Raw genomic sequence first — 9,606 nt, 5'->3', positions numbered from 1 at the left:
GATGTGCTCTTATTAATTGTATGCCAGTATTTATTGTTTCTAATGAGGGGTGGGCGAAAAAATTTGAAGCGAAAAAAATTCCATGTATTGGAGACGATATCAAATCTCAAGTTGGCGCAACAATAGTTCACAGAACATTAACTCACCTTTTTTCGGAAAGAGGAGTAAAACTAATACGAACTTATCAATTAAACTTTGGAGGAAATACTGACTTTCTTAATATGCTTGAAAGGTCAAGATTAAAATCAAAAAAGATATCTAAAACAGAAAGCGTGCAATCTCAACTACCCTCCCCTTTAAATAAAGATGATATCCACATTGGACCATCAGATTATGTTCCGTGGTTGAAAGATAATAAAATTTGTTATATAAAGATGGAAGGTAAAAAATTTGGAAATATTCCGATAGATGTTGAACTAAAGCTTTCGGTTGAGGATTCGCCAAATTCTGCGGGATGTGTAATTGACGCCATAAGAATAGCAAAATTGGGCCTCGATAGAAAAACAAAAGGACCACTACTTTCTGCTTCAGCATATTTTATGAAACATCCTCCTCAACAATTTACGGACGAAAAAGCAAGAGAAATGTTAGAAGAATTTATCCAGGAAAAAAGAGAAAGATAATAAAAATATGGAGCCTTTAGAGAGATTCCAAAACTCTATAACAAATAACAATATCTGGGTTTATGTTTTGTCTTTGGCGAAGGAAAATCCCTTACCAAAAAGTAAAGCAGAAAGTTTAATTTTCGAAAAGTTTGGATTTTTACCAAATAAGTTTACTTGTCAGCGGGTCTTGGGCAGGTTGAAAAAGGGTGGTTATTTAGAAATAAAAAAATTCCAAGGAGAAAAATCATATGTAGCCACAAAAAGAGGCGAGAAAGAATTAGAAAAAATGAAAATTTCCTGCCAAAATCTATTGCAAAAATTATAGAATATGTCCAAAAAATTAAAGTCCCTAATAAAAAAGGGATTTTATTTATCAATAAATGAAAATTGATCTCCACATACATAGCAAATATTCATACGATAGTTTTTCTTTCCCGGAAGATATAGCAAGGACAGCTGCACGAAAAGGACTAGACGGTGTTGCTGTAACGGACCACGATACTATCGCGGGTTGGAAAGTAATGAGAAAAGCAACAAAAAAATATGGATTGCTTTTTGTCCCTGGTCAAGAGATTAAAACAAAAAGGGGTAAAAAAATTATTGGAGACATAATTGGAATTTTCTTAAAAAAGGAAATAAAAAGTCGCGAACCAAAAGAAGTAATAAAAGAAATAAAATCACAGGGAGGAATTGCTATCATCCCCCATCCTTTTCATATACTAACGCCATTTAAAGGGCATAAAACAAATAAAAATAAATCCTTTCGCTTGGTTACTCCTTTTAAAGGAGATATAGAAGATTATAAAAATCTTGTAGATGCGATAGAGGTTTTAAATGCTAGGGTTCCTTTAAAATCGAGCGACAGAAAAGCACTTAATTTTGCAGAGAAAAATAATTTAGCAATGACTGGTGGAAGCGATGCTCATCAATGGAAAGATGTAGGAGATGCTTACACCATAGCACAAAAAGCAAAAAACTTAGATGATTTTAAAAAAGCTATTTTAAATAAAAATACAAGAGCTAGTGGTGGAAAAAGTCCTTTGCACTCATTAGCTAGCCCTTCATTAGCAAGATTTAGAATAAAATTGGAAAGTAATAAAAAAAATCGTTCAAAATACGATATCCAATACTCTTTAGAAAAGATAAAAAACGGACTAAGAAAGTACTCGAAAAAAAAATAAACTCAGTTTTTTGATTTGTTTATGGCGGAGAATATTCTTTGAAGCACCGTAAAATTAGTTAAAATTGCAATAAGAACCAATAAGTAAACAGTCCAGTAATAATTATAAATCCCAAGCAAAATAGCAATTATAATTAAAATTAGTCTTTCTCCACGAGCCAAAAGACCTCCCTTGAGTTCTGAGTCAATGAGGTCTTTTTCTTTTGCTGCTGATTTTGCATATGTTGTCATCAAAGAGCCAAAAAGAATTAAAAATATCCAAACATAAACTGGGAATAAAACTTCAGGAAGTGGTAAAAATAAAAGACCAAAAATTAATATCGCCTCAACGAAACGATCAACGATAGTATCAAGATAAGCTCCTTTTTTCGTTGCTTGATTTTTATATCTTGCCACCGATCCATCAACCAAGTCCAAAAAGGCAGCAATTATAAAAAATATAATTGCAAAAATAATTTTGTTTTTATAAAGAAAATAAAACGCCGCCAAGGCAAAGAAAATAGTGCTTATTGTATATTGGTTTGGAGATAAAGGAAAAAAAGAAAAAATTTTACCTACTTTTTTTTCAAAACCCTTTAAAAAATCTCTATGAGCATCTAACATAATAAAATAATTTTAGATTAAAGATAAAATAATACAAATAAATCCTAAAACCATACAATATACTCCAAAATAATGAAATTTACCTTTTAATACTATTGGTTTCAATATTCTTAACGCAATAAAGCCAAAAAAAGCCGCAAATAAGAACCCTAAAATACCATTTAAAATCTCGGAATTATTGAAATTATTTATCTCGGGAATCTGAATAATCGTTGCTCCTAAAATTGCAATAATGCCCAAAAAAAATGAAAAATTAAAAGCTTCTTCCTTTTTTATGCCCCTATAAAGCCCAGCTGATATAGTAGAACCGGACCTTGAAACGCCAGGCAAGATAGCTAATGCCTGAAAAATTCCAATAAAAAACGCATCTTTTTTACTGTCCAAAAATTTGTTTTTCTTTTCCTTTGTTTTTTGTGTTAAAAAAAGAATTATTGAGGTTACCAAGAAAGAAATTCCCAATAATGATAAAGAATTGAAAATAATATCTATTTTCTCTTTTAAAAGAAGACCAAGTAAAACTATCGGAATAGTGCCAATTATAAGAAAGACTAAAAGATTCACGTTTTTACCTCTTTTCTTTTTCCTTAATTCTAGAAAAAAACCCTTTAAAAAATCCTTTATATTTTTTCTTAAAAAAATTAGCAAAGAAAAAACAGTCCCCAAATGAACTAAAACATCAAATGCAATAGGCGGTTTAGAAAATCCGAAAATTTTCTGGAATATTACAAGATGACCCGAAGAAGAAATTGGAAGAAATTCAGTTATCCCCTGAACTATCCCAAGAAAAATAGCCTGAAGATAAAGCATAAATCTGAACTAAATTATTTTCTGGCGCATTCTGAACAAAATTTTGTTTCTGGAATCATCTTTAACCTTTCTGTTTTTATTTCTTTGCCACATTTCTCACATAGACCATATTGATTTTTTCTCTCTATCTTCTCTAAAGCCCTATTTATATCAAGAAGCTTTAGCTCAAGGCGATTTTCTATAGGAATAAGGTTGGTATACTCTTCAACTTCGTCTGCATTTTCATCTTGTTCTGAGGTAGTGTTACCAAATTGAGGAAATTTTGTTTCCCAGTTATTTCTAAGACTTTTATCTTTTTTTGCAAAAGAAGAAAGAGCTTCTTTTATGTTTTCTTTTTCTTTCAATAATTTTTCTTTTTGTTCCTCTAAAAATTTTTTCTTCATAATATTATAATCCTGTTAAAAAACATGCTTTTAGTCTTTCAAAAATTTTATTATTTTTTAATAATAAAAAAATAAACTAAAGCTGCAATGAGTAATAAAATAAAAACTGTAATTAAAACAGAGATAAACAAATTGGATTTCTTTTTTGCTTTTGGATTAAAATTTCCAAGCATAGACGACATAGTTTTAATTTCACCATCTTTTTTAATTTTCCTTTCTTCTAAAGCATAATTTGGTTTCGATTCGCCGACCTTTTTAATTAAATCTTGTTTTACAGATTCTTTTCTCCTAATCCCTTGTTTCTCTTTTTTTTCTCTATCTATTGCTTCTTTCTCCCTTAAAACCCACCTTTCTTTTTGCTCTAATTCTTGTCTTTTTTTGTCTATAAATTCCTTGGCTTTTTCTGTATTCCCCTCCCATTTCTTGGTCTTTGTTTTCTCTGACTCAATTTCTTTCTTTAATTCTTCAAGTTTTCTTTTTTCTTTTTTTAAAATCTCTTCGAAATTATCTTCTTCCTTCGGTAAATTGATTAATTCCTTTTCAATATCTTTCAAATCTTCTTCCTCTTCTTCTTCTTCTTCCTCTATTAAACCTTTGGAGGCTTTTAAAATTTCTCTTTGTAATTTCTGCCAATCATGTTCTGATTTATTAAATTCTTCTTCCAAAAACTGTTCGTCTTCTTTTATTTTTCTTGCCTCTTCTTCCAACGACTTTAACTTATCGATTAATAAATCTAATTCCCTAATTTTGTATTTTACTTTTTTAATATGGTCCTCTATTTCCCATCTTTTTCTTTCTATTGTTCTCCTTTTTGTTTCAAGCTCCCATTTTTCTCTCTCAACATTTCTTAAAAGATGGGTATCTTTTATTTTTGTTTCTTTGTTTTTAATCTTAGATAATTCTTCTTCTATTAGTTTCTCCTCTTCTATGGTTTTTTTATATCTTAAATTAATTGGTTTTAATCTTAAAAGTAATTTTTTTCTCTCTCCTTTTGGATTTTTTATTTTCTCCCTTATCTTTTCACTAATCTCATATTCTGAATATTTAAATTTTTCTTCCTTTTCTTTTTCTTCTTCTATCTTTTTTTCTTGTAAGTTTTTTTCTATCTCTTCAATTTCTTTCTTTAATTCTTCCGTCCGATTTAAAATTTTTTTCTTCTCATTTTTGATATTTTCTAAATTATCATCTTTAAATGATTTCTTTGCTTCTGGAAATTCTTTTTCTAATATCTCCAGTAATTGTTTTTTTATCTCTTCTCTTTTCTTACTATTTACCTCTCCCTGTAAAAGCAAAAGAAGTTCTTGTATTCTTTGTTCTTTTTCTTTAAAAATTTTTCCTTCTTCTTTTCCCTCTTTGATCTTTATTTCAAGCTCTCTAATTCTGTTTTCTTTTTCTCTTTTATTTTTATTAAGCTGCTCGATTTCGATTAATATACTATTTAATTCTTCCTGTAAGACTTCGATTGGTTTTATTTTATCGTCTGATGTTAAATTTTTTGAATAATCTTTCAAATCTTCTTCCTCTTCTTCTTCTTCTTCCTCTATTCGATTAGCATCAGTAGATTGATTTTGCATTTTCCATCTTGCTTCTTTTATAACTTCCTCTTCTCTTCTGAGCTTGTTGCTTTTTTCTTCCAGCTTTTTTATTTCCCTGTCAATATCAAAATCGAGACTTCCACCCTTTTCTTTCTCACTCCTTAAATTTCCTAATTCTTCTTCTAGGGATTTTATTTCTTCTTTAACGTCTGATATTTGTTTAAGTAAAGATTTGTCTCTTGTTTTTTCTTCAACAAAATCACTACTTTGTTTTTTTATCTCTTCTCTTTTATTTAGAGTTTCTTCAACTGTTTTATTGGTTGCTATTGATTCCCTAGGACTCTCGCCAGAAAATACTACTTGCATCTTTTTTTCTAGACCTCTCTTTCTTTGATTGAGCATTGAAATCTTCTCTTTTATGTCTTCTCTTTTGTTTATTATCTCATTTCTTCGTTCAACCAAAGAAGCTAATTTCTTATATTCATTTTCTGCCATTTGCAAATCTTTATCTATTTCTGACTTTTCATCTTCTAACTGCCAACGGTTTTTTTCAACATTTTCTAATTTTTCATCTAATTTTCCTCTCTCTTCTTCTGCTAACCTCCTATCTTCTTCGTTTGCCCCCTTCTCTTTAATCTCGAGCTCCTCTTTATTTTTAGTTAACATTTCTTTTTCTGAAATTATCCTTTGGATTTCGCCTGCCAACATTGTTCTTTTTTCTTTTATTTTGTCAAATCTTTCTCTTATTTCTTTCGCTCTCTCAAGAAGTAATTGATAACAAGCTTTTTCTTTTTCTCTTATTCTTTCTCGCTCTTTCATCTGCTCCAAGAGATTCTGTTTTTTTTCTGTAAGGAACATTAATTCCTCTTTTAATCTTATTTCTCGTGCTTTCTCTTTTTCTTCTTCTATCCTGGAAAGTTCCTTTAAAATTTGAATGGCAGCGCCTGACTGACCATTTGCCGTTGAAGATACTAAATTTTTCTCAAATATTCTTATTTTCTGGTCTATATTACTTATCTCATTCTCTATTTTTTTTCTCTCTTCCTCTTTTATTTTTTTGTCTACTATTAATTTTTTCTTTTTATGAGTATCTTCCGGAATAACTTTTTCTTCTTTTGGAAACTCTGCCATCTTTTGTGCAGCTTTCTCTCTGGTAATTTTCATTGCTTCTTCTTGTCTTTTTCTTTTAAGTTCTTCTATGGTTTCTCTAATCTTCCTTGCTCTTTCTTCTTCAATCATGCTTCCCTTTTTTTTCTCTATCGCCCCCCCCGTTGACTCTGACATAGGTATAATGGGAGGCATAATAACAGATTCCTCGGCTCTTTTTTCTTCCAAAACTGATTCTTTGGGAATAACTGATGAAATTTTTTCTGTTTCTTTAACTGTCTTTTGTTTTGGAAATTTCGATTTTCTTCTAAAACTTTTCTTGAAAAAACTAAAAATCCCGCCTCTTTTTGGGGGCGTGCCGCCAACTTTTTCTATATCCTGACTCATCGTTCTGATTTTCTCCTCGTCTTTCTCCTCTTTTGATGCTGGATCGTTTTTGATTAAACCTCCAACCATATTTTATTTTGGTTTTTTTTGAGAAAAGAAACTTTCATTTCCGAGGACAAAACCAAGTCTTATTTTGCCATCTTTTTCTATTCCCTTAATTTCAACTGGTATAATTTGTCCTGGCCTAAAATTTTTATCAAGTGGCCCCGATTTTAGTTTATTAGGGATAGAAGAAATATGTAAAAGTCCATCTTGGTTTGGTAAAAGCTCAATTATTAATCCGAAATCTAAAATTCTTGTAATTTTTCCTTTAAATTTTTCACCAACTTTTAATTCCCTTGTAATATTTTTTATCCAATCTATTGCTTTTTTAGCATTTTCTTTATTTTCGGCTGTTATAAAAACCATACCATCTTCTTCAATATCAATTGAAGTTTCCGTCTCTTCAATAATTGTATTTATAACTTTCCCTCCGGGCCCTATAACTTCTCTTATTTTCTCTGGGTTAATTTTAACTGTTAAAATACAAGGGGCAAAAGGTGAAAGTTCAGAACGCGGAGATGATAGTGACTTTGACATTTGATTTAGAATTTCTTTCCTTGCTTTTTTTGCTCTTTCAAAACTCTCTTTCAAAATCTTATCTGTAAGACCTCTTATTTTTATATCCATTTGAACAGCAGTAATTCCTTTTTCTGTTCCTGCGACTTTAAAATCCATGTCTCCAAACCCATCTTCTGGACCCTGAATGTCAGTCAAAATTTTATATTTTCTTTCCGAAATTGGCTTTATTTTTTTTTCTAAATCTAAAATTTCCTCAAGAGTTTCTTCAATCACCAGTCCGCAGGAAATTCCAGCTACTGCTCCTTTTATTTTAACTCCAGCATCAAAAAGAGCCAAAGAAGAAGCACAAACAGATGCCATAGAGGTTGAACCATTAGAAGATAAAGCTTCAGAGACAATTCTTATTGTATAAGGAAATTCCTCTGAGGTGGGTATAACGGATCTTAGAGCTTTCTCTGCTAATGCTCCATGGCCAATCTCTCTTCTTCCGGGTGATCCTATTCTACCAACTTCTCCAACGGAATAAGGAGGAAAGTTATAATGATGTAAAAATCTCTTTTTCCCTTCAATTTCCATACCCTCAAGCAAAAGTTCGTCTCCCGGCGCTCCCAATGTTAATGTTGATAAAATATGAGTAAGTCCCCTGCAAAAAAGACCTGAACCATGGGTACGTGGTAAAATACCCACACTCGTCTTTATCTCCCTGATTTCATCAATTTTTCGTTTATCTGGCCTAAGATCTTCATCTAAAATCATATCATGTAAAACTTTTTCTACAAAATATTCAAAAAGGTAGCTGTCAATTTCTTCTTCTTCTTTAATTTTCTCTCTAACAAGTACTGATTTTTTCTTTGACTTATCATCCTCTTCCGCAGAAAGAAGCAGGCTTTCTTTAATCTTTTTTTCGTTTTTTTTGTATATTTTCTTATAATCTTTTACATCTTTATCAAAAGCTACTTTTTCCTTTGCTTCCTTTTTTATAATATTATCTTGGAAATTAATAATTTTTTTAAGATAATCTTTAGTTTCTAAAAAAGATCTATATACTAATTCCTCGCCCACCTCTTGAGCTTCACCATCTATCATATTAAAAAGAATATCTTCGTTTACATCTTTTACGCCTGAGACAAAAAAATCCAAAATAGCTTTTTGTCTTTGATCGTAAGTAGGTAAAAAAATCGTTTTATTTTCGTTTTCAATATTAGCAATTCTCATTCCAGCAACTGGCCCCTTCCATGGTATATTAGAAATTGCAAGTGCAATTGAGGCGGCAATAAAAGCTGGAAAGTCTGGATCGTTTTTACCATCAAAAGCAAAAACAGTTAAAACAACTTGAACTTCTTTTCTTAAACTGCTTGAAAAATAAGGACGGATTGCTCTATCTATTAATCTTGCGACAAGAACCGCCTCTTCAGAAGGCCTCCCCTCTCTCCTCATAAAACGAGAACCTTTTATCTTTCCCGAGGCGTAATATCTTTCTTCATAGTCAACGGTCAAAGGGAAAAAATCTGCCTCAATTTCATTCTCTGACATTGTAGCAGTCCCGAGAACAACCGTTTCTCCAAAAGAAACAAGCGCCGAGCCTGATGCTTGAGACGCCAAAAAGTTTGTTTCTATTTTAAGTTTTCTTCCCAAAAATTCCTGCTCGTAAACCATATTATAAAATTATTTCTTATAAAGATATTTTCTCGATTTTCCAATATCGAAAAATCTATCTGCTGCCTCTTTTAGCTTTGAAGAAGTACTCTTCCCGAAAGAAACAATCTCAACCTGCTTGCCTAAATTTTGTAAATACTGAACTAAATGCAAAAAATCTCCATCGCCAGACAAAATTATTACAACATCCAAGAGCGAAGAGACTTTTATCGCATCCACAGTAATTCCAACATCCCAATCTGCCTTTTTAAAACCGCTATAAACTTGAAGTTCTTTCTCTTTGTTCTCAATCCCCAACCTTGAAAGTGCATCAAAAAATGGTTTTTCTTCTCCTTTTTCTGTTTTAATGACATAAGCAATTGCTCTTATTAATTTTCTCTGGCCAACTATATCTTTTAAAAGTTGCCTAAAATTTACTCTTGCCCCGAAAAGATTCTTTGCCGAATAATAAAGGTTTTCAACGTCAATAAATACTCCCACTCTTTGTTCTGAGTGTGTAATAATGCTCATAACTTTAATTTCTTTTTAATAGACTCGTATCTTTTCTCGTCTTCTCTTTTTAAATAATCAAGTAATTTCTTTCTTTGAGCGACTTTCATTAAAAGCCCGCGTCGCGAAGAATTGTCTTTTTTGTTCTTCTTTAAATGTTCTGCTAAATTACTAATTTCCTCTGTTAAAATAGCGATCTGCACATCTGCAGACCCCGTATCTGTCTTATGAGTCCTGTATTTTTTAATAATATTTTCCCTTTTCATTTCTCTTTAAGTCCACCATATAGTAGA

10 protein-coding genes are annotated in these 9,606 nt (G+C 31.2%); 3 read left to right on the top strand and 7 right to left on the bottom strand.

Annotation, left to right across the window (positions count from 1 at the left end; genetic code table 11):
- The 3 genes from PHI88_02075 to PHI88_02065 all read left to right on the top strand — a co-directional run.
- On the top strand, positions 1-623 hold a 623-nt coding region (locus PHI88_02075; GenBank protein ID MDD5551922.1), incomplete at its 5' end, for an inositol-3-phosphate synthase.
- A 7-nt stretch (positions 624-630) separates the two neighbouring features.
- Entirely contained in the window at positions 631-930 is a 300-nt protein-coding gene (locus PHI88_02070) for a hypothetical protein (GenBank protein ID MDD5551921.1), read from the top strand.
- A 55-nt stretch (positions 931-985) separates the two neighbouring features.
- A complete protein-coding gene (locus PHI88_02065; protein ID MDD5551920.1) occupies positions 986-1,786 on the top strand; it encodes a PHP domain-containing protein in 801 nt (266 codons plus the stop codon).
- A gap of 2 nt (positions 1,787-1,788) precedes the next feature.
- On the opposite strand, the gene PHI88_02060 is transcribed toward PHI88_02065, so the two are convergent.
- From PHI88_02060 to rpsO, 7 genes are read right to left on the bottom strand one after another with little or no spacing between them, the layout of a single operon-like run.
- Positions 1,789-2,388, bottom strand: a complete 600-nt coding sequence (locus PHI88_02060) for a CDP-alcohol phosphatidyltransferase family protein (GenBank protein ID MDD5551919.1) — start codon at positions 2,386-2,388, stop codon at positions 1,789-1,791.
- A 12-nt stretch (positions 2,389-2,400) separates the two neighbouring features.
- Positions 2,401-3,195, bottom strand: coding sequence for an undecaprenyl-diphosphate phosphatase (locus PHI88_02055; protein ID MDD5551918.1), 795 nt, complete (start codon positions 3,193-3,195; stop codon positions 2,401-2,403).
- 14 nt (positions 3,196-3,209) lie between these two features.
- The gene (locus PHI88_02050; protein ID MDD5551917.1) at positions 3,210-3,578 is read right to left on the bottom strand and encodes a TraR/DksA C4-type zinc finger protein; all 369 of its coding nucleotides are present in this window, start codon (positions 3,576-3,578) and stop codon (positions 3,210-3,212) included.
- 50 nt (positions 3,579-3,628) lie between these two features.
- Positions 3,629-6,676: a hypothetical protein gene (locus PHI88_02045; GenBank protein ID MDD5551916.1), complete on the bottom strand. Its 3,048-nt coding sequence runs from the start codon at positions 6,674-6,676 to the stop codon at positions 3,629-3,631.
- 3 nt (positions 6,677-6,679) lie between these two features.
- On the bottom strand, positions 6,680-8,824 hold the full coding sequence (locus tag PHI88_02040) for a polyribonucleotide nucleotidyltransferase (protein ID MDD5551915.1): 2,145 nt from the start codon (positions 8,822-8,824) through the stop codon (positions 6,680-6,682).
- A 9-nt stretch (positions 8,825-8,833) separates the two neighbouring features.
- On the bottom strand, positions 8,834-9,334 hold the full coding sequence (locus tag PHI88_02035) for an NYN domain-containing protein (protein MDD5551914.1): 501 nt from the start codon (positions 9,332-9,334) through the stop codon (positions 8,834-8,836).
- Positions 9,331-9,579, bottom strand: coding sequence for a 30S ribosomal protein S15 (gene rpsO / locus PHI88_02030; protein ID MDD5551913.1), 249 nt, complete (start codon positions 9,577-9,579; stop codon positions 9,331-9,333). The genes PHI88_02035 and rpsO overlap by 4 nt, the downstream gene beginning before the upstream one ends.
- Positions 9,580-9,606: the final 27 nt, after the last annotated feature.

The sequence above is a fragment of the Candidatus Paceibacterota bacterium genome (genome assembly GCA_028716825.1).
Taxonomy (GTDB): domain Bacteria; phylum Patescibacteriota; class Minisyncoccia; order Minisyncoccales.
Note: the sequence above shows the minus strand (reverse complement) of the source record. Positions and strands in the feature narration are given on the sequence as shown.